This is a genomic window from Winogradskyella sediminis, from assembly GCF_003387355.1.
Lineage (GTDB): Bacteria > Bacteroidota > Bacteroidia > Flavobacteriales > Flavobacteriaceae > Winogradskyella > Winogradskyella sediminis.
On record NZ_QUNH01000002.1, the window covers coordinates 206,278 to 231,353 of the forward strand.

At 33.1% G+C, this 25,076-nt stretch carries 24 protein-coding genes and 1 riboswitch; of the genes, 12 read left to right on the top strand and 12 right to left on the bottom strand.

Annotated elements, in window-relative coordinates; translation table 11 throughout:
- Positions 1 to 36: 36 nt before the first annotated feature.
- Both C8N41_RS08220 and C8N41_RS08225 read right to left on the bottom strand, forming a co-directional pair.
- Positions 37 to 990 (bottom strand): glycosyltransferase family 2 protein, encoded by a 954-nt coding sequence (locus tag C8N41_RS08220; RefSeq protein WP_115838926.1) that lies wholly within the window; start codon positions 988 to 990, stop codon positions 37 to 39.
- Between the two features lie 44 nt (positions 991 to 1,034).
- Complete coding sequence (locus tag C8N41_RS08225) at positions 1,035 to 1,568, bottom strand: DUF4199 domain-containing protein (RefSeq protein WP_115839526.1); 534 nt, start codon at positions 1,566 to 1,568, stop codon at positions 1,035 to 1,037.
- Positions 1,569 to 1,726: 158 nt separating this feature from the next.
- On the opposite strand from C8N41_RS08225, the gene C8N41_RS08230 reads away from it, so the two are divergent.
- Together C8N41_RS08230 and C8N41_RS08235 are read left to right on the top strand one after the other, a co-directional pair.
- Positions 1,727 to 1,978 carry a type B 50S ribosomal protein L31 gene (locus C8N41_RS08230; RefSeq protein ID WP_092443965.1) on the top strand — a complete coding sequence of 84 codons (252 nt, stop codon included), beginning with the start codon at positions 1,727 to 1,729 and terminating at the stop codon, positions 1,976 to 1,978.
- 148 nt (positions 1,979 to 2,126) lie between these two features.
- Positions 2,127 to 3,302, top strand: a complete 1,176-nt coding sequence (locus C8N41_RS08235; RefSeq protein WP_115838927.1) for a GlmU family protein — start codon at positions 2,127 to 2,129, stop codon at positions 3,300 to 3,302.
- A gap of 43 nt (positions 3,303 to 3,345) precedes the next feature.
- On the opposite strand, the gene C8N41_RS08240 is transcribed toward C8N41_RS08235, so the two are convergent.
- On the bottom strand, positions 3,346 to 4,995 hold the full coding sequence (locus tag C8N41_RS08240; RefSeq protein ID WP_115838928.1) for an ABC transporter substrate-binding protein: 1,650 nt from the start codon (positions 4,993 to 4,995) through the stop codon (positions 3,346 to 3,348).
- A 45-nt stretch (positions 4,996 to 5,040) separates the two neighbouring features.
- Between C8N41_RS08240 and mtaB the strand changes: the two genes are divergently transcribed.
- The gene (gene mtaB, locus C8N41_RS08245) at positions 5,041 to 6,375 is read left to right on the top strand and encodes a tRNA (N(6)-L-threonylcarbamoyladenosine(37)-C(2))-methylthiotransferase MtaB (protein ID WP_115838929.1); all 1,335 of its coding nucleotides are present in this window, start codon (positions 5,041 to 5,043) and stop codon (positions 6,373 to 6,375) included.
- An 84-nt stretch (positions 6,376 to 6,459) separates the two neighbouring features.
- Entirely contained in the window at positions 6,460 to 6,963 is a 504-nt protein-coding gene (locus tag C8N41_RS08250) for a hypothetical protein (RefSeq protein ID WP_147298943.1), read from the top strand.
- A 75-nt stretch (positions 6,964 to 7,038) separates the two neighbouring features.
- On the opposite strand, the gene C8N41_RS08255 is transcribed toward C8N41_RS08250, so the two are convergent.
- Positions 7,039 to 7,335, bottom strand: a complete 297-nt coding sequence (locus tag C8N41_RS08255; protein ID WP_092443956.1) for an N-acetyltransferase — start codon at positions 7,333 to 7,335, stop codon at positions 7,039 to 7,041.
- A 162-nt stretch (positions 7,336 to 7,497) separates the two neighbouring features.
- On the opposite strand from C8N41_RS08255, the gene C8N41_RS08260 reads away from it, so the two are divergent.
- From C8N41_RS08260 to cls, 3 genes are all read left to right on the top strand, one after another.
- Positions 7,498 to 8,166, top strand: a complete 669-nt coding sequence (locus C8N41_RS08260; protein WP_092443954.1) for an alpha/beta hydrolase family protein — start codon at positions 7,498 to 7,500, stop codon at positions 8,164 to 8,166.
- A gap of 131 nt (positions 8,167 to 8,297) precedes the next feature.
- Positions 8,298 to 9,251: a lytic transglycosylase domain-containing protein gene (locus C8N41_RS08265; RefSeq protein ID WP_092447698.1), complete on the top strand. Its 954-nt coding sequence runs from the start codon at positions 8,298 to 8,300 to the stop codon at positions 9,249 to 9,251.
- A 3-nt stretch (positions 9,252 to 9,254) separates the two neighbouring features.
- Positions 9,255 to 10,703, top strand: coding sequence for a cardiolipin synthase (gene cls / locus C8N41_RS08270; RefSeq protein WP_092443952.1), 1,449 nt, complete (start codon positions 9,255 to 9,257; stop codon positions 10,701 to 10,703).
- 4 nt (positions 10,704 to 10,707) lie between these two features.
- Here the strand turns inward: cls and C8N41_RS08275 are convergent, their stop codons facing one another.
- On the bottom strand, positions 10,708 to 11,286 hold the full coding sequence (locus C8N41_RS08275; RefSeq protein ID WP_092443950.1) for a tetratricopeptide repeat protein: 579 nt from the start codon (positions 11,284 to 11,286) through the stop codon (positions 10,708 to 10,710).
- Positions 11,287 to 11,458: 172 nt separating this feature from the next.
- Between C8N41_RS08275 and rpmH the strand changes: the two genes are divergently transcribed.
- The 3 genes from rpmH (at position 11,459) to C8N41_RS08290 (ending at position 15,111) form a co-directional block, all read left to right on the top strand.
- Positions 11,459 to 11,620, top strand: a complete 162-nt coding sequence (rpmH, locus tag C8N41_RS08280; protein WP_091426250.1) for a 50S ribosomal protein L34 — start codon at positions 11,459 to 11,461, stop codon at positions 11,618 to 11,620.
- A 118-nt stretch (positions 11,621 to 11,738) separates the two neighbouring features.
- On the top strand, positions 11,739 to 14,594 hold the full coding sequence (gene carB, locus C8N41_RS08285) for a carbamoyl-phosphate synthase large subunit (protein ID WP_092443948.1): 2,856 nt from the start codon (positions 11,739 to 11,741) through the stop codon (positions 14,592 to 14,594).
- A 166-nt stretch (positions 14,595 to 14,760) separates the two neighbouring features.
- On the top strand, positions 14,761 to 15,111 hold the full coding sequence (locus C8N41_RS08290; RefSeq protein ID WP_092443946.1) for a T9SS type A sorting domain-containing protein: 351 nt from the start codon (positions 14,761 to 14,763) through the stop codon (positions 15,109 to 15,111).
- Positions 15,112 to 15,168: 57 nt separating this feature from the next.
- Here C8N41_RS08290 and C8N41_RS08295 read toward each other — a convergent pair whose 3' ends face one another.
- The 7 genes from C8N41_RS08295 to C8N41_RS08325 all read right to left on the bottom strand — a co-directional run bounded on the left by C8N41_RS08295 (position 15,169) and on the right by C8N41_RS08325 (position 21,576).
- Positions 15,169 to 15,708: an acyl-CoA thioesterase gene (locus C8N41_RS08295; RefSeq protein ID WP_092443944.1), complete on the bottom strand. Its 540-nt coding sequence runs from the start codon at positions 15,706 to 15,708 to the stop codon at positions 15,169 to 15,171.
- On the bottom strand, positions 15,701 to 16,417 hold the full coding sequence (locus C8N41_RS08300) for a DUF3307 domain-containing protein (RefSeq protein WP_317124572.1): 717 nt from the start codon (positions 16,415 to 16,417) through the stop codon (positions 15,701 to 15,703). The genes C8N41_RS08295 and C8N41_RS08300 overlap by 8 nt, the downstream gene beginning before the upstream one ends.
- Positions 16,414 to 17,025, bottom strand: coding sequence for an HMG-box domain-containing protein (locus C8N41_RS08305; protein ID WP_115838930.1), 612 nt, complete (start codon positions 17,023 to 17,025; stop codon positions 16,414 to 16,416). The genes C8N41_RS08300 and C8N41_RS08305 overlap by 4 nt, the downstream gene beginning before the upstream one ends.
- A gap of 105 nt (positions 17,026 to 17,130) precedes the next feature.
- Positions 17,131 to 18,516 (bottom strand): DNA recombination protein RmuC, encoded by a 1,386-nt coding sequence (gene rmuC, locus C8N41_RS08310; RefSeq protein ID WP_092443940.1) that lies wholly within the window; start codon positions 18,514 to 18,516, stop codon positions 17,131 to 17,133.
- Positions 18,517 to 18,600: 84 nt separating this feature from the next.
- Complete coding sequence (locus C8N41_RS08315) at positions 18,601 to 19,395, bottom strand: ABC transporter ATP-binding protein (RefSeq protein WP_115838931.1); 795 nt, start codon at positions 19,393 to 19,395, stop codon at positions 18,601 to 18,603.
- The gene (locus C8N41_RS08320; RefSeq protein WP_115838932.1) at positions 19,396 to 20,427 is read right to left on the bottom strand and encodes a FecCD family ABC transporter permease; all 1,032 of its coding nucleotides are present in this window, start codon (positions 20,425 to 20,427) and stop codon (positions 19,396 to 19,398) included.
- Positions 20,428 to 21,576, bottom strand: coding sequence for an ABC transporter substrate-binding protein (locus tag C8N41_RS08325; protein ID WP_115838933.1), 1,149 nt, complete (start codon positions 21,574 to 21,576; stop codon positions 20,428 to 20,430).
- 242 nt (positions 21,577 to 21,818) lie between these two features.
- Positions 21,819 to 22,046: riboswitch (cobalamin riboswitch) on the top strand.
- Positions 22,047 to 22,075: 29 nt separating this feature from the next.
- Here C8N41_RS08325 and C8N41_RS08330 point away from each other — a divergent pair.
- Together C8N41_RS08330 and C8N41_RS08335 are read left to right on the top strand one after the other, a co-directional pair.
- Entirely contained in the window at positions 22,076 to 23,926 is a 1,851-nt protein-coding gene (locus C8N41_RS08330; RefSeq protein WP_115838934.1) for a TonB-dependent receptor plug domain-containing protein, read from the top strand.
- Positions 23,927 to 23,936: 10 nt separating this feature from the next.
- Positions 23,937 to 24,983, top strand: a complete 1,047-nt coding sequence (locus C8N41_RS08335) for a YncE family protein (RefSeq protein ID WP_249033259.1) — start codon at positions 23,937 to 23,939, stop codon at positions 24,981 to 24,983.
- Positions 24,984 to 25,076: the final 93 nt, after the last annotated feature.

Here is a 25,076-nt window from a genome sequence, read left to right on the forward strand (position 1 = left end):
ATATTTTTATATGTTTTGTAAAGCTACAAAATTGTACTAAGGAGTTAGATTCAAATGTTCCTTTATAAAGTAGCGTTGTTGCTGTCGGTTGGTACGGAGAATAAGTTCTCCTAAAAAGCCTGCAATAAATAATTGAGAGCCAATAATCATGGTGGCTAAGGCAATGTAAAATTGCGGTCTGTCGGTTATTAGTCGTCCCGTTGGGTTTAGAAATAATTTGTCTATTCCTAAATAAGTGGCAAAGCAAAAACCGATAAAAAACATAATTACACCTAGTGCACCAAATAAATGCATTGGTCGTTTTCCAAAATGAGATACAAACCAAATAGTTATAAGGTCTAAAAATCCGTTTGCAAAACGATTCATCCCAAATTTGGTATGTCCGTATTTTCGTGCTTGGTGCTGTACTATTTTTTCTCCTATAGTAGTGAATCCTGCGTTTTTAGCAAGTACCGGAATATAGCGATGCATTTCTCCATAAACATCAATATGTTTTACAACGGTATTGCTGTAGGCTTTTAGGCCGCAGTTAAAATCATTTAAAGTAACTCCAGAGGTCCGTCTTGCTGCCCAATTAAATAATTTTGAAGGTAGGTTTTTAGAGAAATAGGAATCATAGCGCTTCTTTTTCCAACCAGATACAAGGTCGTATCCATCTGAAATAATCATTTTAAAAAGTTCAGGGATTTCCTCAGGATTGTCTTGTAGGTCGGCATCCATTGTTATCACAACATCTCCTTCGGCTTTAGCAAAACCAGCATGTAAGGCTTGCGATTTTCCAAAGTTTTTAAGAAACTTAATGCCTTTTACCTTAGGATTAATTTCACTAAGTTCAGAGATAATTTGCCATGATTTATCAGTACTACCATCATCTATAAAAAGAATTTCATAAGAATACTGATTGGATAGCATTACTGATACTATCCAATCATGTAGTTCTTTTAAAGATTCTTCTTCGTTAAGTAGTGGAATTACTACTGATATATCCATATGATTTTGCTATAATTTCTACACTTCAAAAATAAAGAAATTATTTAAGCTACGTTTGGATCTTTTCTTTTTGTAGCCGCTGCAACAATAAGTCCGACGATACTAAATCCTACAAGTTGGTAAGCAATAGATTTGATAGTATTGGTTAACGAAAAGAAATTTTCTTCTTTCTGCATTTGTTCCAATGCTTCATCAATGGATGCCTGTGGTGCACCAAACTTTTCCATCATAGCTAATTGATTGTCTATTATTTTTTGCTGAAGAATACTGGCAGCCTCTGTGTCTACAATATTAAAAATGATAAAACCGATAACCGCAGGAATTGATATTCCAATCGCAATGGTGATAAAAAAAGCAGTGAATGCTTCTTTAAAACTTATAAAACCACCTAAGAGTTTTTTAGCTTTTATCGCAGATATGATACCAAAAATAATTACTAAAAACATCTGACCAATTCCAAACCACCATGCTGTAAACAAGTCGAGGTAAACAGCATACCCAATAATTGTAAACGATGATAGTATAAGTGCTAAATACAACCCTAAATTAACGGCCGAAGATTTCATAGATTTATCCATAATATTTGTAAGTTTTTGGTTTATTAGTTGGTTAGTACCCAAAGTTACATAAATGTTACATATATTTGCTAAATAAATTTTGTGAAAAAGATTGTAGATTTATAAATTTTACTTAAATTTGCACCTCGAAAAATCGAATACATTAAAAGCATTTAGCGATGAAAGCAGGAATACATCCAGAAAATTATAGAGTAGTAGCGTTTAAAGATATGTCTAACGAAGAGGTATATTTAACTAAGTCTACAGCTGATACAAACGAAACTATCGATGTTGATGGTACTGAATATCCATTGGTAAAATTGGAAATTTCTAGAACATCTCATCCATTCTATACAGGTAAATCTAAATTAGTTGATACAGCTGGTCGTATTGACAAGTTCAAAAATAAATATGCTAAGTTTAAAAAATAAACTTCGCTTACCAATATATAAAAAAGCCTTTCTGTCATCAGAAAGGCTTTTTTATTTTACGTAATTAGGTTACTTTTGGTATCGTAATTAAGTTCGTTTTATAGAGACTCAACATCCACAACGTTAACTTCTAACTTTAATACATACAATGAATTATATATTATTTGATGGTCCATACCGCAATAATCTTTTGCCATTTACCTTTACCAGACCAGTTGCAGACCTAAGGGTGGGGATTTTAACCATACGCCAAAAATGGGAATCGTATATTGAATATACCACAACAACGGTTACTGAAGATTACTTGGCAGATAAGTTTCCGATGGTAGAAATGGAAAATAATATTATGATTAACGCTTCTTTTCTTCCTAACTTGGAAGTTGTAGAAGTTGTAAAAAATCTAAAACATCACCAAGCATTGTTTAAAGGTGAAGATGTCATTGCGTTTTTCATTAAAGAAGGAGAAGAGGTAACGGATTTTTCAACTTTTGAAGCTATAGAATTTGAAGGTGATCTTTTAAAAATTGAACATACTTGGGATATTTTTGCGCTCAACGGAGAGGCCATTGTTGAAGATTTTAACCTGATTACAAAGGATAGACAATCTGAACCAATTCCAGCTTCCATTAATACCATTAATCCTGAACACATTTTTATTGAAAAAGGAGCCACGTTAAATTTTGCAACACTTAATGCGAGTTCTGGACCTATTTATATAGGTAGAGATTCTGAAGTCATGGAGGGATCTATTGTAAGAGGACCTTTTGCTTTGTGCAATAATGCGACGCTAAAAATGGCTAGTAAAATTTATGGAGCAACAACGGTGGGGCCACATAGTAAAGTAGGTGGTGAGGTCAGTAACGCTGTTATTTTTGGATTCTCTAATAAAGGGCATGATGGGTTTTTAGGAAATTCTGTATTAGGTGAATGGTGTAATCTTGGAGCAGACACAAATACTAGTAATTTAAAAAATAATTATGCAGAAGTTAGACTGTGGGACTATAAAACTGAAGGCTTTGCTAAAACAGGCTTACAATTTTGTGGATTAATGATGGGTGATCATAGTAAGTGTGGTATTAATACAATGTTTAATACCGGAACTGTCGTTGGTGTCAGTGCTAATATTTTTGGTAGTGGTTTTCCTAGAAACTTTGTGCCGAGTTTTTCTTGGGGTGGAAGCAAAGGATTTGTAACTTATAAAACGAACAAAGCTTTTGAGGTTGCAGAAGTTGTTATGAAACGGCGAAAAGAAGAATTTACCGAATTAGATGAAGCGATATTAACCCATGTTTTTGAAGAAACCAGCCAATATCGAAAAAATTAAAATATCATCTTAAAGTTGCGTTTTCAATGGTACCTCAGTGATTTTAATTTTTGAGTTTAGTCTTTTTTACGGATTTTAGTTCAAGTAGATTGGTGGCATTAATACCCAAGCCTGTCACATTTTTTCTTGTAAATCTTACAACTTCATCATAAAACATAGGCACTATTGGAGCAGAAGCCATAATTAAAGAATCCATTTTAGTATATAGGGCTATTCGCTTTTCTGAGTCTGTTTCTAAATAAGCTGCTTCATACATTTTATCGAATTCTGCATGGTTAAAGTGTGTGTAATTTGGTCCTTTTGGTGCGAAATTTTTACTATAAAATAAAGACAAATAGTTTTCCGCATCAGGATAATCGGCTATCCAACTCGCTCTAAAGAAATCGACATGCCCATTGGCCTTTGCATCTTTTAAGCTGGAAGGAGGAATTACATCAATAGTAACTGCTAATCCTGTTTTTTGAAGTTCTCGTTGAATAAATTCACAAAAACTGAGGTAATTGCTTGTTGTGGTTAATGTAATTTCAGGGTTTAAAATTCCTGTTTCGGTTTTAAATTCGGTGATTAATTGTTTTGCTAAGTCCGGATTGTATTCAAAACCTATAGTAGCGTCATAGCCAGGCAAGCCTTTTGGAATAAAACCACCATTTGCAGGTATTCCTATACCATTTCTTAAATATGTCATCATTTTTTGTCTATCAAAACCAAGGTTAATCGCTTTTCTTAACTTTAAGGATTGTATAGGGGTGATTTCTGAATCCATATAAAACGCCAGATATTCTGTATTTAGGTATGGTCCACGAATCATCTTAACATCATTAGAATAGTTGGGTTTTAATTGCCCTATACTAGTTAAAATTTCATCTTTATAAGAGCTGTCTAAACCTGAAACAAAATCAATATTACCTTGTGCAAATTGTAGAAATTCACTTTGCTTGTCGGGTAAGAAAGTTATAGCAACAGCTTCGAGATAAGGGAGTTGTTGCTCTGTATCGTCTGTTTCAAAATAGTTGTCGTTACGTCTAAAAATTAATTTTAAGTTTTCTTCCCAACGTTTAAATTTAAAAGGGCCTGTGCCTATGGGATGTGACCTAAAATTAGTGCCATAATGTTCTATAATTTCTTTTGGCACTACAGAACAATATTTCATGGTTAGTAAACCTAAATATGCAGGAAACGCTTGTTTTAATTTAATTTGAAAGGTAGAATCATTAAGCGCAGAAAAGTTCTCAACCTTATTTAATACCCAACTTCCTGGCGAAGCTATCGCTTTATCTTTTAAACGATTAAAACTATATTCAAAATCTGAAGCTCTTACAGTTCTAGTAGAATCGGGCTTATTAGAAGAATTGGAAACACCAAACAGTTCGTGTTTATGAAAAAATACGTCATCTCTAAGCGTAAATGTATAAGTTTTAGCACTGTCTGTAATTGTCCAACTTTTAGCAATACAGGGTTTTACATTAAGTTGGTCGTCCATTTGCACCAATCCATTAAATAATTGATGGGTAGCCCAAATATCTGCTAAATCCTTTGAAAATGCTGGGTCTAGTGAGCCTATGTTTTTATGCTCGTTATACCTAAACACGAGATGGTCCTTTGACGTGCTTTGGTTTGAAGTACAAGAAAATAGTACCAAAAAGCTTATTATAAAAAGCAATCTATTGAATAAGAATGGTGTGAGTTTTAGCATATAACTTATATGTTGTAAATTTGCCAACTTGGTAAAAGTACAAGAATGAATCCAACAAAAAAAGTCGCATTTTATACCTTAGGTTGTAAACTTAATTTTTCAGAAACCTCTACAATAGCTAGAAGTTTTAAAGATGAAGGTTTTAATCGTGTAGATTTTAAAGAGTCGGCTGATATTTACGTTATAAATACCTGTTCGGTAACTGAAAATGCAGATAAACGTTTTAAGTCTATAGTAAAACAGGCACAAAAGAGTAACCCAGAAGCCTTTGTTGTAGCTATTGGTTGCTATGCGCAATTAAAACCAGAGGAGTTGGCCGATATTCATGGTGTTGATTTGGTACTTGGTGCAACTGAGAAATTTAAGATCACGGATTACTTAAATGATCTTACTAAAAATGATTTTGGTGAAGTTCATTCTTGTGAAATAGAAGATGCCGATTTCTATGTTGGTAGCTATTCTATTGGTGATAGAACTCGGGCATTTTTAAAGGTTCAAGATGGTTGCGATTACAAATGTACGTATTGTACAATTCCATTAGCTAGAGGGATTTCACGTAGTGATACTATGGATAATGTGCTTAAAAATGCAAAAGAGATTTCCGAACAAGGCATCAAAGAAATTGTATTAACCGGAGTGAATATCGGCGACTATGGTAAAGGCGAATTTGGTAATAAAAAACATGAACATACATTTTTAGACTTGGTTAAAGAATTAGATAAGGTAAAGGGTATTGAGCGCCTTAGAATTTCTTCAATAGAGCCTAATTTGTTAAAGAATGAGACTATTGAATTGGTTTCTAACTCTAGAGCTTTTGTACCTCATTTTCATATACCATTACAGAGCGGAAGTAATGAAATTTTGAAAAAGATGAAGCGTCGCTATATGAAAGAATTGTATGTGGATCGGGTGGCGAAAATAAAGGAAGTAATGCCGCATGCTTGTATTGGAGTAGACGTTATTGTTGGATTTCCTGGTGAAACCGACGATATTTTTCTTGAAACCTATAACTTTTTAAATGCATTAGATATTTCGTATTTACACGTGTTTCAATATTCTGAACGCGATAATACTGAAGCGGCTAAGATGCCTAATGTTGTGTCTAAAGCTAAACGCGCTAAACGAAGCAAAATGTTAAGAGGACTATCGGCGAAAAAGCGTAGAGCATTTTATGAAAACCAATTAGATACAAGCAGAATTGTATTGTTTGAGAGCGAAAATAAAGAAGGGTATATTCATGGTTTTACGGAAAATTATGTTAAAGTGAAAACGCCATGGAATCCTGAACTAGTTAATACACTTGCTCATGTGAAACTAACTAAGATTGATGATGATGGTATGGTTCGTTTTGAGTTTCAGGAGGATTTTGTGGCTAATTAGGTAATTTTTACGTGATTAAAACGAAGTATTTTTCTGATAAAAGATTATTTCGTTTTATATTTGACTTTAGAAATCACGTCTACTTTGAATAAAATTTTTAGCATTTTTTGTCTTGTTGGTTTATTAAGTGTTGCAACAGCTTGTTCGGACAAAAAAGAACATAGTGTTGTTGGTATGTGGGTACTTACCACACGTACTGTAGATATTCCATTTGATGGCAATCAAGATGGAGTGGCACATATAAATCTCCTTAAAGAAATAGATTGTAATAAAGAAGAAACCTTAACTTTTGAAGCCAACGGTACGGTATCGTCTGGAAATGAATTTTCTAATGTTTTACACTATTTTAAAGAAGATGGTACTAACATGTACAAAATAAATTCTGATTGTAATACTGAAGGAATTATAAGTTTTGCTTCAGAATATCGTATAAACGAAGAGGATACTATTATGATTTCAAATAGAGTCTACGTGCTTAAGGAAAATACTTTGACAACGACGTATAAAGATGCCGTAGAAATTTATAACGAAGATGCCACGGAAGTTATAGAAACTAAAGATTTAAAACTGATATATTCAAGACCGTAAGCTTTTCAGTTTTCAGATAAAAAAAAGCCGAAATATTAAATTAGTTTCGGCTTTTTTCAATCTATACGGTTGTAATTATATGCGAATCCCAACAGGAAGCATACGTTTGTATTTTCTATTACGTCTTACAAATTTTGCAATTTCAGGGCTTGTTGGTACTACGCTAATGTTGCGTTCTTTAATGTTTGAAAAAACTAAATCTATAAAATCTAATTCAAATTCGTCTGTTCTAATCGTATCTGGAATAATCATTTTGGTTAAGAAAATCTTCCTTTCCTGTAGTGAGTATTCTATAATTGCCATTTCGTTTTCAACATTTAATTCAAATTGACGTAGGAAGTCATTGTCAATTAACTGAGCAGTTTCTGTCATAATTTCTTTTTTATTAAATTCAGCGGTTGGCAGTGTAGATACTATATTTTATATAGTTTTGCTGTGCAAAGGTACAAAAAATCAACGAATTTTTTAGGTTGTCGATGTTAAAAGCTTAAATTGTAATTAATTAAGATACCCAAATATAAAGTTTTAAGACCTATGACAAGTCAATTAACTCATGTATATCTCATGCCAGGTATGGCTGCAAATCCTTCGATATTTGAACATATAAAACTACCAGAGTCAGACTATAAAATTCATTGGTTAGAATGGCAAATACCCGACGCTAAAGAATCGCTTAGTAGTTATGCTCAGCGGATGTGTCAATATATTCAACACGATAATATAGTTTTACTCGGAGTCTCTTTTGGTGGTATATTAGTACAAGAAATGAGCCGATTTTTAAACTTAAAAAAGCTAATTGTAGTTTCTAGCGTTAAGTCTCATCACGAACTTCCAAAACGTTTCAAACTACTAAAAGTTACTAAAGCTTATAAAATCTTACCCACGTCTTTAGTGAGTAATATCGATATTTTGGCTAAATATGCTTTTGGAGAAACCGTAAAGAAACGTGTAGATTTGTATAAAAAATATTTGTCTGTAAGCGATAAAACCTATTTGGATTGGGCGATAAAACAAGTGGTGTGTTGGAGTCAAGAAGCTCCGCATCCCGATGCTATTTATATCCATGGTGAAAAAGATGCTATTTTCCCTTATTCTTCTCGTGGAAATTGTATTGTTGTAAAAGGTGGAACACACATTATGATTATCGTTAAATATAAATGGTTTAACGAAAATTTACCAAAACTTATTGAGGGTTGCGCTTGAATCCTGAGGTTAGATTGATTACATTTATAAAAAAGAAAAATTTTGAAAGGTCATTTTGAAAGCGCTGTGAATCAGTGAGATGAAGCATAGTGATGATTTTTTGGTCTTCAGTTAATATTAAATTTACGGACATGAAAATGATAAAGAATAGTTTAGCATTAGTAGGTGTGGTTTGCATATCAGGCTTATTTATTTTTTCAATGCAAAAATCACCAGATGATGAAGCAACACAAGATCACCTTATAGGAAAAGAGAATCCTATTGTAAATAATTACAATGTTTATGCTTTAGAAATGCCAGAGAATTTAAATTTTGCAGGCGAACCTGTTCCTATTGAAAATCCGGATATATACGAGCGCATGGATAGAGAATTGCTTGTTAACACGTATTGGCAGTCTAATGGACTTCTAATGTTTAAACGTGCTCAAAAATATTTTCCAATTATAGAGCCTATTTTGAAGAAACATGGTGTGCCAGATGATTTTAAATATTTAGCAGTTATAGAAAGTGGGTTGGTACAAACAGCCAAATCACCTGCAGGTGCAACAGGAATTTGGCAAATTATGTCTGCCACAGGTCGAGAGAATGGTTTAGAAGTGAATGACAATGTTGATGAGCGTTATAATTTAGAAAAAGCAACAGAAGTGGCTTGCGAATATTTAAAGAAAGCAAAAGAAAGCTTGGGGTCTTGGACAAAAGCAGCAGCAGCATACAATGCAGGAAACTATGGGGTTTCTAGACGTTTAAAGCAACAAGGAGTTAACGGTTACTACGATTTATTGTTAGGCGAAGAAACGGGACGCTACGTTTTTAGAATTGTCGCTTTAAAAGAAATACTTTCTAATCCAGATAAGTATGGTTTTAATTTTAATAAATCGCACTTATACAAAGAAGTACCAACTTATAAAGTTGAAGTAGATACAGCAGTAACAGATTTTGCAAAATTCGCAAAACAATTTGGTATCAACTATAAGATTTTAAAACTTCATAATCCTTGGTTAAGAGAGCCACATTTAAATAATAAATCTAGAAAATTATATTCAATAGAGATTCCTGAAAAAGGCTATTATAACACTAATCCATAAAATTTGGACTTTTTAAAAAACCATACTTGGCAAATTTTAATTATTCTCAATTATACAGTTGCCTTATCTGCTGTGGTTACTATTTTACTAAAAAAGGTAAATCCAACAAAAGCGTTAAGTTATATAATTGGCTTGTTGGCTTTGCCTTTTATAGGTTTGCTTATTTATTATCTTTTTGGTCAAGAATATCGAAAGAATAAAATATTCAGCCGAAAGCATGTTTTAAATCAGTCTATCATTAAAAAAATTCAAAAGGAACTAGAGCTTGATAGTGAGGATATTAATGAAGTAGATGATGTACTAGAGCAAAAATCTAAAGTTATTCCGTTATTGTATAATAATGAAAACTCTAAACTTACCATTAGAAACGAAGTAAAACTGATAAAAAATGGTGATGAAAAGTTTAAAATCTTATTTAAAGATTTAAAGGAAGCGCAATATCATATTCATTTAGAGTATTTTGTAATAAAAGATGATAAAATTGGCACAGAACTGCTTAATATATTATGTGATAAGGCAAAGGACGGTCTCGAAATAAGAATTGTAATCGATGATGTAGGAAGTTCTATAAGTTCTAAAATGAAACGCAAATTAAAGGATTGCGGTATTGAGATGCATCCCTTTATGCCTGTACGATTTTCTAATTCTACAGGAAAGATGAATTATCGCGATCATCGTAAAATTGTAGTTATAGATGGAAAGATTGGGTATGTCGGTGGAGTGAATGTTTCAGATAACTATATTAATGCATATAACGACAGATATTGGAGAGACACACATATTAGATTAACAGGTGAAGCTGTAAAGCCACTGCAAATTTTATTTTTTACAACATGGGATTTTGTGAGCGGAGATGAACTGGAAATTTCTAAAACCTATTTTCCGGAGCATAATTGTAAAGATAATGTACCACTTCAAATTGCAGCGAGTGGTCCAGACACCGATTGGTCTAATGTAATGGAGGCTATTTTTGTAGCTATTACCAATGCAGAAGATCATGTTTATATTACAACTCCTTATTTTATTCCCAACAGTGAAATTGTAACTGCGCTTCAAGTTTTGGCACGTAGTAATAAAGACGTAAAGGTTATTGTACCTAAAAAGTCAGATTCTTGGATTGCAGAATACGCCACTAATTCTTATTTAGAAATGCTTTTAGAAGCCGGAGTAGAGGTGTACCAATATACTAAAGGTTTTATTCATGCAAAAACAATGGTTGTTGATGGTGTGTTTAGCTCAGTCGGAACAACTAATATGGACTATAGAAGTTTCAATATTAATTTTGAAGTGAACGCATTAATTTACGATGAAACTATAAGTTCTGAGCTAACAGAATTTTTTAATGATGACTTAAAACACAGCGAAAAATTAGAACTAGAATCTTGGAAGAACCGCTCTAAACGCACAAAACTTGTAGAAGCTGTTGCGCGTTTAATGGCTCCAATATTATAAAAGCTTAGCGTCTACTTCTTCGGTTTTGTCTTGCAGAGGTAGGCTGACCATATTGTTGCTTCGGAATAGATGCTTTTTTCATTTGATTTTTCATCATTTTAATCTGATCCGCAAGCATATCTCTTTTGTCTAACTTTTGGGCTTCAGCTAATAACTTCTGCGCTTCAGGTTTGCGACGTTTAGAAAAAGCAATGCCTGCTAAGTTTAATTTTGCCATAGCCAAATCATGATCCATAGAAAGGCCTAAGCTAATGGCTTTCTTAAAATAGGTTTCTGCAGCATTCATATTGGTCTGCGATACCATTATACCATTAAGGTAATTTAAATACCCTTGTTGTTTTTTTACTAAAGCTCCTTCTGGATTCTTTATTTTATCTAACCACTTTTTCGCTCCAACAAAATCTTGCTTTCTTAACTTTAAAAATGCGAGTAGAATCAATTCATTTTTAAAATAAAGGAAAATAAAAATCGTAGAGAGTAAGAGGTACATTATACCGTTACCAATGTAGCCTTCAGTGAATTGATAGATGCCATAACCAATAATTAACGCGGCAATGACTAATTTTATATTTTTATTAAACATATTTATGTGTATTTTTGCAGAGCGCAAAGATAATAAAATCTAAGAGTTTAAATTCTAAACAAAATTTTTCTTTTGCTACTTGCTAAAGTAAAAACTTGTTGTATATTTGCACGCAGTTTTGAGAGACCTCTCAATTTTAGAAAAAGATTATTAGTTTATAAAAATATAAGACATGCCAAAAAGAACGTTTCAACCGTCAAAAAGAAAAAGAAGAAACAAGCACGGTTTCAGAGAAAGAATGGCTTCTGTTAACGGAAGAAAAGTTTTAGCACGTAGAAGAGCTAAAGGAAGAAAGAAATTGTCTGTATCTACAGAAACAAGACATAAAAAATAATGATTAACAATTGTTAATATATTAGGGCGTTACTTAGGTGTAACGCCTTTTTTTGTATCCTATTCTTAACTATTTTTGCACAGCCAAATTAAAATTACAACTATAAATACTCTATCTCATGCCTAAAAATAAAAATATAAAATCAGTTTTACTTATCGGTTCAGGTCCTATCGTTATTGGGCAAGCTTGTGAATTTGATTATTCAGGTACTCAAGCATTACGTTCATTACGAGAAGATGGCATAGAAACGATATTAATTAACTCTAATCCTGCAACGATTATGACAGACCCTACAATGGCGGATCATGTATATTTGTTGCCCTTAACAACAAAATCTTTAATTCAGATTTTAAAAGATCACCCACAGATTGATGCTGTATTGCCTACTATGGGAGGTCAAACCGCTTTAAACTTATGTATAGAAGCAGATGAAAAGGGGATTTGGGAAGATTTTAATGTAGATATCATAGGTGTAGATATCGATGCCATAAACATTACAGAAGATAGAGAGCAATTTAGAGAGTTAATGTTGAAAATAGGCATTGGTATGGCGCCTCAAGCAACAGCGACATCTTACTTAAAAGGAAAAGAAATTGCACAAGAATTTGGATTTCCTTTGGTTATTAGAGCCTCTTATACTTTAGGTGGTGAAGGTGCATCGTTTGTTTTTAAAGAAGAAGATTTTGATGAAATGCTAACACGTGGTTTGGAAGTATCTCCAATTCATGAAGTTATGATAGATAAAGCCTTAATCGGTTGGAAAGAATACGAATTAGAATTACTACGTGATAAAAATGATAATGTCGTTATTATCTGTACAATTGAAAATATGGATCCTATGGGAATTCATACTGGAGATTCTATTACGTTGGCACCAGCGATGACGTTATCTGATAAGACATTTCAGAAAATGAGAGATATGGCTATTCATATGATGCGAAGTATTGGTGATTTCGCAGGTGGTTGTAATGTACAATTTGCTGTAAGTCCGGATGATGAAGAGGAAATCATTGCTATCGAAATTAATCCAAGGGTATCACGTTCTTCTGCATTAGCCAGTAAAGCTACGGGTTATCCTATTGCTAAAATTGCGGCTAAGTTGGCTACGGGTTATACTTTAGACGAATTAGATAATCAAATTACCAAATCCACTTCAGCCTTATTTGAACCTACTTTAGATTACGTAGTTGTAAAGATACCACGTTGGAACTTTGATAAATTTGAAGGTTCTGATAGAACTTTAGGTCTGCAAATGAAAGCTGTTGGTGAAGTGATGTCTATTGGGCGATCATTTCAAGAAGCATTGCACAAAGCCACACAATCTTTAGAAATTAAGAGAAATGGGTTAGGTGCTGACGGTAAAGGATACAAAGACTATGATACAATTATAGAAAAATTAACTTACGCAAGCTGGGACCGTGTATTTGTAATTTATGATGCTATTGCAATTGGTATTCCATTAAGTAGAATACATGAAATCACAAAAATCGACATGTGGTTCTTAAAGCAATATGAAGAATTGTTTCAACTTGAAAAAGAGATTTCGACGTTCTCAATAGATACTATTCAGCGCGATTTATTACTTGAAGCGAAACAAAAAGGTTACGGAGATAGACAAATAGCACATATGCTAAAATGTTTGGAAAGTGAAGTTCATAAAAAACGAATGGATCTTAACATCAACCGTGTTTTTAAATTGGTAGATACATGTGCCGCAGAATTTAAAGCCCAAACACCATATTACTATTCAACTTTTGAGAGTGAAGTAGAACAACCAGATGGTACAGTATCAGTGCATAATGAAAGTGTAGTTTCAGATAAAAAGAAAATTATTGTCTTAGGATCAGGTCCTAATCGAATTGGTCAAGGTATCGAGTTTGATTACTGTTGTGTGCATGGGGTTTTAGCTGCAGCTGAATGTGGATACGAAACTATAATGATTAATTGTAATCCTGAAACGGTGTCAACAGATTTTGATATTGCAGATAAATTATATTTTGAACCCGTGTTCTGGGAACATATTTACGATATCATTCAGCATGAAAAACCTGAAGGAGTTATTGTGCAATTAGGTGGCCAAACCGCATTAAAACTAGCTGAGAAGTTAGAGAAATGGGGAATTAAGATTATGGGAACTAGCTTTAAATCGCTCGATTTAGCTGAAGATAGAGGTAGTTTTTCTAACATTTTAAAAGCACATAACATTCCTTATCCAGAATTTGATGTTGCAGAATCGGCAGATGAAGCTTTAGCTATTGCAGATGTTTTAGATTTTCCAATATTAGTAAGACCGTCTTACGTTTTAGGAGGACAAGGCATGAAGATTGTAATTAACAGACAAGAATTAGAATCTCATGTTATCGACTTATTAAAATCAATTCCAGGAAATAAATTATTATTAGATCACTATTTAGATGGAGCTATTGAAGCTGAAGCAGATGCTATTTGCGATGCTGATGGTAATGTTTATATTATTGGAATAATGGAACATATTGAGCCTTGTGGTATTCACTCAGGTGATAGTAACGCCTTGCTACCAGCTTTTAACTTAGGTGATTTAGTGATGCAACAAATTATAGATCATACACATACTATAGCTAGGGCTTTAGATACGGTTGGTCTTATTAATATTCAGTTTGCTATTAAAGACGATGTGGTTTATATCATTGAAGCAAACCCAAGAGCGTCTCGTACAGTGCCTTTTATTGCAAAAGCATACAAAGAACCTTATGTTAATTATGCGACAAAAGTGATGTTAGGTGCTAAAAAAGTAACGGACTTTGATTTTAATCCGCAATTGGAAGGCTATGCAATAAAGCAACCTGTCTTTTCTTTCAACAAGTTTCCTAACGTAAATAAACAATTAGGACCAGAAATGAAAAGTACCGGAGAAAGTATCTTATTTATAGACAATTTAAGAGACGATCAGTTTTATGATTTATATGCTAGAAGAAAAATGTATTTAAGTAAATAATGGCATAGTTTTCGATAAAGTGTAAGTGTTATTAACTAATAATTACTAACTTAGCATTCATTAATGCCTACTTATATGAAACATCCACGACAAAAAAAGGTTTCACCCAAATGAAATTTAATATGGATGTCACATGTGACCGTTGGAAATTTATAAATTCAAACACATGAAACTAAAATTACTTTTATTACTATTTTTTGTTGCAGCATTTTCATTTGCTCAGGGATCGGTGTCTAAAATAGATACTAATGGAACAGGCCTAAATGCTATTGAAATTCAAAATAACGACTTTACAATTGCGCCTAATCCAGCGAAAAATAATTTAAATATTAAACTTAAAAAGTCGAGTGAAGATTTAAAACTAGAAGTTTTTGATGTCTTAGGAAAACGAATTTATAACGGTCTCATTACAAAGTTAGAATCGTCAATTGATGTTTCTAATTGGAAAAATGGAGTGTATCTAGTAAGGATTTCTGATGATACGGAAACAGTGACCAAACGCTTTATTAAACGCTGATATAATTATAGTTTAAAGATAAAAGAAAAGCCAGTTCATGTATTGAACTGGCTTTTTTTATTTAAAATCGAGCTTAACTTTATAGTCTTTTAGTTTTTCTAAATGTTGATCTAAGTTTTTATATAAATTCTCTAAATCTTCACTACGTTTAGAATCACTTTCTTGTCTTATAATAGATTTTATAAAACGTTTTGCAGCTAATTTATTGGTTAAGATTAAACCAGGAACTTTAACCGTATTGCCCTCTTCGTCTACAGCCACCATAATAAAGTAAGAGGAGTTACAATGTTTTATGACTCCTGTTCTAATATTTTCAGACTCTACTCGTATACCAACAACCATAGATGATCTTCCTACGTAATTAACCGATGCTTTCATTGTTACAAGTTCACCAACCTCAATTGGGTTTAAGAAGTTAACTTTATTTACGGAAGCCGTCACACAATAACTACGCGAATGTTTAGATGCACAGGCAAACGCGACGTTATCCATTAAACTTAAAATATAACCTCCATGAATTTTGCCTCCAAAATTGGCATGAGATGGTTTCATTAATTCTGAAATTTGAATCGTAGAATCTTCAGTGGGTTTAAACATAATTTATAAGATTTAAGTATAGCAAACTAGTGAGGATAGCAATGCCAAAGCTGATTAATGTCCCTATTAAAATATACTCCGTTAATTTTCTTTCTTTTGAAGCTGTAAGATCACCAAATCTAAAAACGGATTTAGCTGTTATTAAAAACCCGACAGCTTCCCAATGTTCTGTGATAATAAAGACAAATACTAAAAGACGTTCTAGCACACCAATATAGTTTCCGGCATCTTTTAGCGACGCGTTATCTTTGGTGAGTTTAGAGATGTTCCATTTCGAAAAAATAACCTTCATTATAATCGAGGTTGGTTTTGTTAAAAAAGCCACGCAAATGAGTAACGTGAGAAGGTTAGCATCTAAAAATAAATGTATGTCAATTTCAGAAATATCCATTAGAAAAGTTAAGCCAATAATGGAAATAGCATGTAAGAGTTGATCTATAAAGAAGTAGCGACGTTTTGTTTTTTTTCGTTGTAATAAGAGTTTTAAAGCGTCGATAATAAGGTGTAATGCAGTAATGCCTAAGATTAATAGAGTGTAAGATAAATCCCATACAAATAGAAACATTAATACCAGATGAACCGCAACATGTATGTATAACCAAATAGATTTTAGTTTTTTCTTTTCTTTGTGTTTAACCCAAGCGGTTGGTTGAAGAAAAAAATCTCCAATAAGGTGTGCTAAAAAGAGTTTTAAAATAAGTAGCATCATAATTGGTTTATTTTCTGTCTAAACAAGTGTTCTAATTCTAAAATTTCGTCTAAATATGCACGCTTTTGGCGTTTACTTACAGCATCCTGACTTATACCAATGAGTTTTGCAAGGTCAGACTGAATCATGTTAGGGTGTTCTATACTAAGTTTCATGATTTCAGCAGAATTTACTGTCCAATTGTCCATGGCTATTAAAGCCAGTTTAAAATAAAGATTAAGCTCTGTATCTATGGTAGAACTACGGGTTTTTAGCTTTAAATTGACTTTTTCTTTTTTTAAGGTTTCTAGGGTTTCACCAGAATATATAAAAGCCTCACCGTTAGATTCGCTTACGGTGTTACCTTGGTATGATTTACCTCCAATACCAATGGCAAGTCTAACATCTAAACCTTTTATGGTTTTAATACAGGCTTTTATATATACAGCATATTTAAAACTATGCAATGGGTTACTACATTCTATTTGAAAGCTATCACCTCTATATATTTCATAATTAGAAGTGTTGTGAGTTAATGAGTTTAGTGTTGATTTTAAGGTGTTTAACCATAAGTCTTGACTCGTAGCTTCTCTAGATTTTATAATATCACCAGTAATTATACCTGTCATATATTTATGTATTATATGTAAATATATGCCTTTAAAGTGGAATAATCTAATTTATGCCTTTATTGTGGCATATTCTGAGTTATGCCTTGAAATAGGCATGTTCTATTAATCCTCTTCTGTAGCGCGTTTAATGAAGCTTTCTGGTAGTGATTTTTTAGCTTTAGCGCCCATTTTTTTAATACGTTCTACGCGGCTAATTAGGTTCCCTTTTCCATCTACTAACTTATTCATAGCAGCAGAGTAATCGCTTTTAGCTGCATCAATCTTTTTACCAACACCAGTTAAGTCAACAACTAAGCCTTCAAATTTATCGTAGAGTGCACCAGCTTGTTTTGCAATTTCTAGCGCATTTTGTTGTTGTTTTTCATTATTCCACATAGAATCTATAGTACGCAAAGTTGCTAATAGCGTAGAAGGTGTAACAATTACAATATTCTGTTCAAAAGCTTTATTATATAGTGTATTGTCTTCATTGATAGCAACAGCAAAAGCAGGTTCAATAGGAATAAACATTAGCACAAAATCTGGCGATTCAATATCATACAAGTCTTGGTAATTTTTAGCAGATAATTGATCTACATGTTTTTTTATAGAATTAACATGCGCTTTTAAAAAAATAGAACGTTGCTCGTCTTCAGCATTTACAAATTGTTCGTAAGCCGTTAATGATACTTTAGAGTCAATAATCATTTTTTTAGAATCAGGAAGGTATAATACTACATCTGGCATAACGCGAGAACCATCTTCCCTTTGAAAATTCTGTTGCACAAAATATTCTCTGTCTTTCTCAAGTCCAGATTTTTCTAAAACACGTTCTAATACCAATTCGCCCCAATTACCTTGGGTTTTACTATCACCTTTTAGAGCTCGGGTAAGGTTTGTGGCTTCCTTAGTCATAATTTGGTTTAAGTCTTTTAAACCCAATAATTGCTCTTTTAAAGCAGAATGCATACTGATACTTTCCTTTTGCGTGTCCTCAACTTTTTTCTCAAAAGTTTTTATTTTCTCTTCAAGAGGATTTAAAATGTTTTTAATGTTTTCTTTATTCTGTAGTGTGAATTTTTCAGATTTTTCATCTAAAATTTTAGAAGCCATCAACTCAAAATCTTTACGCAGTTGTTCTTGCTGCAATGCTAATTCTTCGTCGCGTTTTAAGTTGGCTTTTTCAAGATTTTCATATTCCGAATTACGTCTAGACAATTCTGTATTTAAAAAATCCTTTTCGCGTCTAATCTCCTCACGCTCGCCTTCAATTTTAGAAATTGTAGCTTTTAATTCCGTTAATTGTTCTGAGAAATACTGATTTTGTTTTGAACTTTCCGTTTCAGAATACGCTTTAAATTCATTGAATTGCTGTTGCAAATTAGCATTGCGTTCTTCAAGCGTACTTTTGTCGCTTTTACTTTTTAGTTGTGAAAATTTTTGCCCAATAAATACACCTATACCTGCAGAAACAAGAATAGCGATGAAAAGAATGATGGTGTCGTTCATAGTTGAAAATGGAAATTTATCAAAGATAATTTATAAAACGGAAACTAAAGTTGAAAATGAAATCGAAATACGGAAATATTCAATTTATTTTGTCACTCTAAAGCTTCCTGTCTTTTCATCAAAAACAATTAAATCCTTAGGGAAAAGAGTTTCAAATATACCTTCAGAAATTAATTGACAGGGCTGATTACAGACGACCTTTTCCTTTTGCATTACAATCATGGTGTCGCATAATTGAATTGCTAAATCAATTTCATGTGAAGAAAACAATATGGTTTTACCAGTGTCTTTCGTTAATCTCTGCAGCAGTTTTAAGATGTAAGCTTTATGATACATATCGAGATGGGAAGTAGGCTCATCTAAAATAATAACATCTGTATCTTGAGCCAACGCACGAGCAATCATTACTTTTTGAAGCTGTCCATCACTTAATTCATAACATTTTTTATCCTTTAAATCGACTATTTTAATTAGGTCTAAGGACTTATTTATAATGGCAATATCTACTTCGGTTAGATTTCCAATCCAGTTAGTGTAAGGATGTCTGCCCAAAGCCACAAGCTCAAACACGGATAGGTTTTTTGAGATTAAAGGTTCGGTTAATACAATACTTAGTTGTTTTGCGAGCTCTAAAGTCGATGTTGTTTTAAGATCTTTGCCATTGAGTGAAATGGATCCTGATAATTCTGGTTGCACCTGAATGAGCGTGCGTAATAATGTAGATTTCCCAATACCATTGGCTCCAACTAAACCGATAAGCTGACCTTTTTGCAATTCAAAATTAATATTTGAAGCAATAACCATTTCTGCTTTCTTGGTTTTATAACCTATAGAAAGTTGCTTTGCTGCGAGGATGGTATGAGATGCTTCTGTTTTCATTTAAAACATCATTTTGCGTTGACGTACCAATAACCATATAACCACAGGTGCACCAACCAAAGCAGTTATAGCATTTATAGGTAAGGTATAATCACTATTTGGAACTTGTGCTACGGTATCGCAGATAAGCATAACAATAGCACCACATAAAAATACAGCGGGTAATAATATTTTGTGATTGGTTGTTTTAAAAATTTGTCGTGTTACATGCGGAATAGCCAAACCAATAAACGCAATTGGTCCGGCAAAAGCTGTAACAGTGCCAGCAATTAAACTGGTGGCTAATATGATAATGAGTCTACTTTGTTTTAAATTTAAACCTAAACTTTTAGCATAATTATCACCAAGCAATAAGCTGTTTAATCCTTTGATAGAAGTAATGCTCAGAGCAAGTCCTACGGCATAAATTCCGAAGAAAATTAAAAGTTCGTACCAAGATAAATTACTAACGCTACCAAATCCCCAAAAAATGTATTGTTGCAACTGTTCTGCAGAACTAAAATAAGACAATACACTTACCACGGCAGCAGTAATGCTTCCAAACATTAAGCCAATGATAAGTATAGCCATGGTGTCTCTAACTTTATTAGAAACCGCTAAAACCGCTAGTAAAACTAAAAAGCTTCCCAAACTTGCCGCGATAACGATACTCCATTTTGTCATCAGTGCAGTTGCAAATAAACTTCCAAAAAGTCCCGATCCTAAAATCACCAAAGCGACACCCAAACTTGCACCAGAGCTAATACCTAACACAAAAGGTCCAGCCAACGGATTTCTAAATAATGTTTGCATCAACAATCCTGAAATTCCCAAACCAGAACCCACCATAATAGCTGTAATGGCTTTAGGTAATCTATAATCCATTATAATCACATTCCAATTAGAAGTTACCTCGTTAGTACCAAGTAAACTTGCTATAATATTTTTGAGTGGAATATGAATGGAACCTAGACTTATATTCACCATAAAGCAAACTAAAAGTCCTATGGTAAGTCCAATAAATTGAAATCGATATGTTTTCTGTGCACTCAATTAATTAAGCGGTTTAAAAAAATAGGGTGTGTAATCTTTTAACAATTCAGGATGACAAATTTTTATCAAATCTTTTAAGACTAAATCGGGTCTTGCTGTGCCTAGTTCGTAATATAACACTCCCCCTGTGGCACCTGTTGTATTGGTAAAGCTATAAATGTTTTGGTCTTTAAATGCTTTAAAATTGGTATAAAGAGCATTTGCATCTTTTAACTGCTCTAAACTAGAATAATAAGAAGGACTTAACCATAAATCGGCATCTTTAGCTTTATCTAATACCACTTCAAAACTTAAGGCTAAGCTCCCATTTCCGGTGGTGTCGCTCCACAAATAATTGGCATTAGCATCTTTTAAAAATTGAGCTTCAGGACTAGAACCATTTGGTAAATACCAGACATCCTTTTCCATGGCGCCACTTAAAACAGTGGGCTGATACTTGGCTTGTTTTGCAATTTTTCTAGCCGCTAAATAATCGTGTTCAATGCGATTAAAAATAGAATCTGCTTTGTGTTCTTTATTAAAAAGTGCACCAAAGAATTTAATCCATTCGGCTTTTGCCAAGGCAGAAGATTCCACCCAATCACCATTATAAATTACAGGAATTCCTGCCTTTTTAATAGTCTCAAAGGTTTTATTAACTCCATCAACACCAAACCCAACCACCACATCTGGATTTAAATCTAATAAAACTTCAGTATTGATGCCTTCATTTTTGCCAAGTTCTCTCACGGTTCCATGATCTATGCGCTCTCTTGTGTGTTGAGAAGACACATAGTTAGTGCCAGGAAACCCAATTAAAGTTTCTTCTACACCTAAAAGCTCTAAGGCAGGTATATGCGTTGTAGAGGTCACTACAGATTTTGAAACGGGAGTAATTATAACACCATCGTAATCGGCTTTATTATAAGTAGTTTTGGCAGCTTGTTCTTTAGTGAGTAATAAATAGGTGTATCTTTTTTTTGCTTTTGGCCAAGCTTTGGTAATTTCTATGGTTTTTAGATGGTTTGTTTCATAGACTTTAAAGCCTTCTGCATATTTTAGATCAATTACATTGTTTTGTTGTTCAGGCAGCTTTGAAGCCGTCTTGTGTTCTTCTTTACAATTATAAAAGACGATTAAAAATAGTAATAAAACGCGTGTAATTTTCATATGTAACCTTTGTAACTATTCGTATTGAGGTGAATAGGTAAATTTGTTAAAATTAATAGAGTCATGAGAGACGATTCAAATTTAACACTATATATCGTTGCAGGAATAATCCTAGCACATTTTTTAATTGGGTTCATTTATTTAATCTACAAAATGAATAATAAAAAGTAGTGAATTTACTTAGATGTCTTCATAATAAAATAGTACTTTTGTCACGAATTTTTGGTTCGACGTTAAAAGTTTCTTTCGCTTAAATTAAAGGAAGTTTTTAAAGTCGATTAAAAGGGAATCTGGTGAGGTGTGTATACCAAGTCCAGAACTGTTCCCGCAACTGTAAGTTTTATGCTCAAGCAGATTGAGCGTCTCATTTTTAATGAGTTATTATTTTCTTCAAAGCCACTGACATGTATGTTGGGAAGGTGAAATAATAAGAAACAAGTCAGGAGACCTGCCATTATTCAAACATCAAAACAACTTTCGGGAGAAAAGTATTTGAGTAATGAGATATAGACTACTATTATTTTTTGTGTTGCTTATTGGCAACTTGGCACAAGCCCAAATCGTTACAGATTCTGTTCAGCATTTGGATGAAGTGGTGTTGAGTGATGCGAAGCTAAAACGTTATTCTAAAGGTTATAAGCTTAGTATTCTTAAAGATTCTTTATTACAAAAAAACAAGGCTTCTTTTACGGATTTACTGCGATTTAATACCAATATCTATTTTAAAGAAAATGGTTTTGGTATGGTATCGTCACCATCGTTTAGAGGGACTAATGCTTCGCAAACTGCTGTAATTTGGAATGGAATTTCTATTAATTCTCAGCTCACAGGTCAAACCGATTTTAATACCATAAACACTACTAATTTCAATAGTATTGCTATTCGTTCTGGTGGCGGCTCAGTGCAATATGGAAGTGGAGCCATTGGTGGGAGTATTCACCTAAATAATACTTTGAGCTTTAAACAGCATTTTGACCATACGGCTACGTTGTCCTATGGCAGTTATGAGACTAAAAATATAAGTTATCTATCTTCTTATAGTAATGAGAAATTTTCCGTAAATGTGGGATTAAATTATATTGATTCTGAGAATGATTATAAGTATCTAAATACAGATCAATCTAATGAAAATGGTGCGTTCCAGAATGGGAGTATAAATGCAAATTTAGGTTATGTATTGTCTAGTAAAGATGTTTTAAAACTCTATCATCAAACATTTATTGGTGATCGCGAATTTTCAGGAACGGTTTCCTCGCCTTCTTTAGCAAAATACGAGGATCAAAATTTTAGAACCATGTTGGAATGGTCGCGCTTTGGAACTGCTATCGATTCAAAATTAAAAATAGCACACTTACAAGAGCATTTTAAATATTTTGGAAATAAAAATACGGACAATTTTACCTTCGGAAAGGTGAATACGTATTTAGTAAATTATACTGCAGATATTGATTTGTTGACGGATTTAAAATTAAACCCCATCGTATCCTATAATTATTACGAGGGCAGCGGAAGTAGTTTTAATAATCCTAATCGAAAAGAATTTTCAACGACAGCCTTGTTACTTTATAACCCAAATGAGAAATGGCACTACGGTTTAAATATTAGGCAAGATGTAACTTCGGGTTTTGAGAGTCCTTTATTATTTTCTTTCGATGTGGCTTATAACGTTTCAAATTTTTACCAGCTGAAATTGAATGGCTCTAAAAATTACCGAGTGCCAACATTTAATGATTTGTACTGGCAACCGGGAGGTAATTTAAGTTTAGTACCTGAAACCTCTTATCAATTAGATTTAGGTCAAGAATTTACCTATAAAAACACAAGTCTAAAGGTGAATACTTTTTATATAAAAACCTCTGATTTAATCCAATGGACACCGAATGATTCTGGCTTTTGGAGTCCTGAAAATATTGCGGAAACTCAAAACTATGGTGCGGAGGCAACTATAGAGATAACACATAAAATTAAAGCGCATCAATTTTCATTACAAGGTAATTATGCGTACACCGTTTCTGAAGATCTAGAAACCGATGCTCAACTCATTTATGTGCCCTATCATAAAGCAAATATCAATTTGGCATATGCCTATAAACGAATGTCAATGTTTATACAGCATTTATATACCGGCGAAGTATATACAACTCCAGAAAATTTATCTGGCAGATTTTACAGTGTAGAAGCCTATCAACTCACCAACTTTGGTATAGATTTTAAATTATTTCAAGCAAAAAAACAGCAAATAGATTTAGGCTTAAAAGTGAACAATCTATTTAACACCGTATACGAGAACGTGGCGTTTAGACCCATGCCAGATCGTAATTTTAATTTTCAAATACAATATAAATTTTAAACCAATTACAATGAAAAAAATTATCCTATCAATTTTTGCAATGTCATTATTAATCGTGTCTTGTTCTAGCGATGATGATGCAACACCATCAGAGCCGTTAGGTGCTTATGAAGACGGAATTATAGTTAGTGGAGAAGGTGGACCTTCTTCTATTTCTTTTATTTCAGAAGATTTAATGACCTCAGAAAACCAAATTTATTTTAATGTTAATAATGAGGCAACAGGTGTGTATTTACAGTCTTTAGGTTTCAATGATGATAAAGCATATATTGTCGTAGATGCTGGTACAATTACGGTTGTTAATCGTTATACGTTTGAAAAATTAGGGACTATTTCTACAGGGTTAACTACTCCAAGATATATTGCTTTTGCAAATGGTAAAGGTTATATTACAAATTGGGGAGATCCTTATGATGAAACTGATGATTTTGTAGCTGTGGTAGACTTAACTGCCAATACAGTCATTAGTACGATACCTGTAGGTAATGGACCTGAGCAAATTTTAGCGGAAGATAATGTTGTATATGTGTCTCATAAAGGAGCTTACACTACAAATAATATTGTTTCGGTAATAAATACGTCTTCAGATGTTTTAACAACTACAATTACTGTAAATGACAATCCAGATGAAATGCTTGTGGATGACAATGGTGATTTAGTCGTTTTAAGTAGTGGGAAACCAGCATGGACAGGTGATGAAACTAAAGCTGCCATTACAAAAATAGATATGGATACAAATACGGTATCTACAACACTAGAGTTTTCAGATGGAGAACATCCTGAATTGATGACGTATTTAAATGGACATCTATATTACAACTTAGGAAGTTCCATTTTAAGTATTACAGATGATGCTACTGCTGTAACGTCAATCCCTCTTTTTACAACAGCAGCGACGACTTTATATGGAATGGCAGCAAAAGATGACCGTTTGTATTTTGCAGATGCCGTTGATTATACTAGTGCAGGACAATTATTTATCTATGATGACACGAGCTATTCATTAATCAATAGCTTTAATGCTCCTGTCGTTGCTTCAAAAATATATTTTAATTAAATATAAACATGACTTTGGATAATTAAGTCTGTTTCATTTTTGAATCAAAAAAGCCGCTTTTACCATGTGTAGAAGCGGCTTTTGTATCCTATA

What these genes read in the sequence shown, in the direction of transcription:
- C8N41_RS08235 (WP_115838927.1), top strand. Translation starts at nt 2,127, where the DNA reads ATGAATTATATATTATTTGATGGTCCATACCGCAATAATCTTTTGCCA.
- C8N41_RS08260 (WP_092443954.1), top strand. Translation starts at nt 7,498, where the DNA reads ATGACAAGTCAATTAACTCATGTATATCTCATGCCAGGTATGGCTGCA.
- C8N41_RS08230 (WP_092443965.1), top strand. Translation starts at nt 1,727, where the DNA reads ATGAAAGCAGGAATACATCCAGAAAATTATAGAGTAGTAGCGTTTAAA.
- C8N41_RS08295 (WP_092443944.1), bottom strand. Translation starts at nt 15,708, where the DNA reads ATGTTTAAACCCACTGAAGATTCTACGATTCAAATTTCAGAATTAATG.
- C8N41_RS08315 (WP_115838931.1), bottom strand. Translation starts at nt 19,395, where the DNA reads ATGAAAACAGAAGCATCTCATACCATCCTCGCAGCAAAGCAACTTTCT.
- C8N41_RS08240 (WP_115838928.1), bottom strand. Translation starts at nt 4,995, where the DNA reads ATGCTAAAACTCACACCATTCTTATTCAATAGATTGCTTTTTATAATA.
- C8N41_RS08335 (WP_249033259.1), top strand. Translation starts at nt 23,937, where the DNA reads ATGAAAAAAATTATCCTATCAATTTTTGCAATGTCATTATTAATCGTG.
- C8N41_RS08290 (WP_092443946.1), top strand. Translation starts at nt 14,761, where the DNA reads ATGAAACTAAAATTACTTTTATTACTATTTTTTGTTGCAGCATTTTCA.
- C8N41_RS08255 (WP_092443956.1), bottom strand. Translation starts at nt 7,335, where the DNA reads ATGACAGAAACTGCTCAGTTAATTGACAATGACTTCCTACGTCAATTT.
- rmuC (WP_092443940.1), bottom strand. Translation starts at nt 18,516, where the DNA reads ATGAACGACACCATCATTCTTTTCATCGCTATTCTTGTTTCTGCAGGT.
- mtaB (WP_115838929.1), top strand. Translation starts at nt 5,041, where the DNA reads ATGAATCCAACAAAAAAAGTCGCATTTTATACCTTAGGTTGTAAACTT.
- C8N41_RS08275 (WP_092443950.1), bottom strand. Translation starts at nt 11,286, where the DNA reads ATGTTTAATAAAAATATAAAATTAGTCATTGCCGCGTTAATTATTGGT.
- C8N41_RS08325 (WP_115838933.1), bottom strand. Translation starts at nt 21,576, where the DNA reads ATGAAAATTACACGCGTTTTATTACTATTTTTAATCGTCTTTTATAAT.
- C8N41_RS08300 (WP_317124572.1), bottom strand. Translation starts at nt 16,417, where the DNA reads ATGATGCTACTTATTTTAAAACTCTTTTTAGCACACCTTATTGGAGAT.
- rpmH (WP_091426250.1), top strand. Translation starts at nt 11,459, where the DNA reads ATGCCAAAAAGAACGTTTCAACCGTCAAAAAGAAAAAGAAGAAACAAG.
- C8N41_RS08220 (WP_115838926.1), bottom strand. Translation starts at nt 990, where the DNA reads ATGGATATATCAGTAGTAATTCCACTACTTAACGAAGAAGAATCTTTA.
- C8N41_RS08265 (WP_092447698.1), top strand. Translation starts at nt 8,298, where the DNA reads ATGAAAATGATAAAGAATAGTTTAGCATTAGTAGGTGTGGTTTGCATA.
- C8N41_RS08330 (WP_115838934.1), top strand. Translation starts at nt 22,076, where the DNA reads ATGAGATATAGACTACTATTATTTTTTGTGTTGCTTATTGGCAACTTG.
- carB (WP_092443948.1), top strand. Translation starts at nt 11,739, where the DNA reads ATGCCTAAAAATAAAAATATAAAATCAGTTTTACTTATCGGTTCAGGT.
- C8N41_RS08225 (WP_115839526.1), bottom strand. Translation starts at nt 1,568, where the DNA reads ATGGATAAATCTATGAAATCTTCGGCCGTTAATTTAGGGTTGTATTTA.
- C8N41_RS08305 (WP_115838930.1), bottom strand. Translation starts at nt 17,025, where the DNA reads ATGACAGGTATAATTACTGGTGATATTATAAAATCTAGAGAAGCTACG.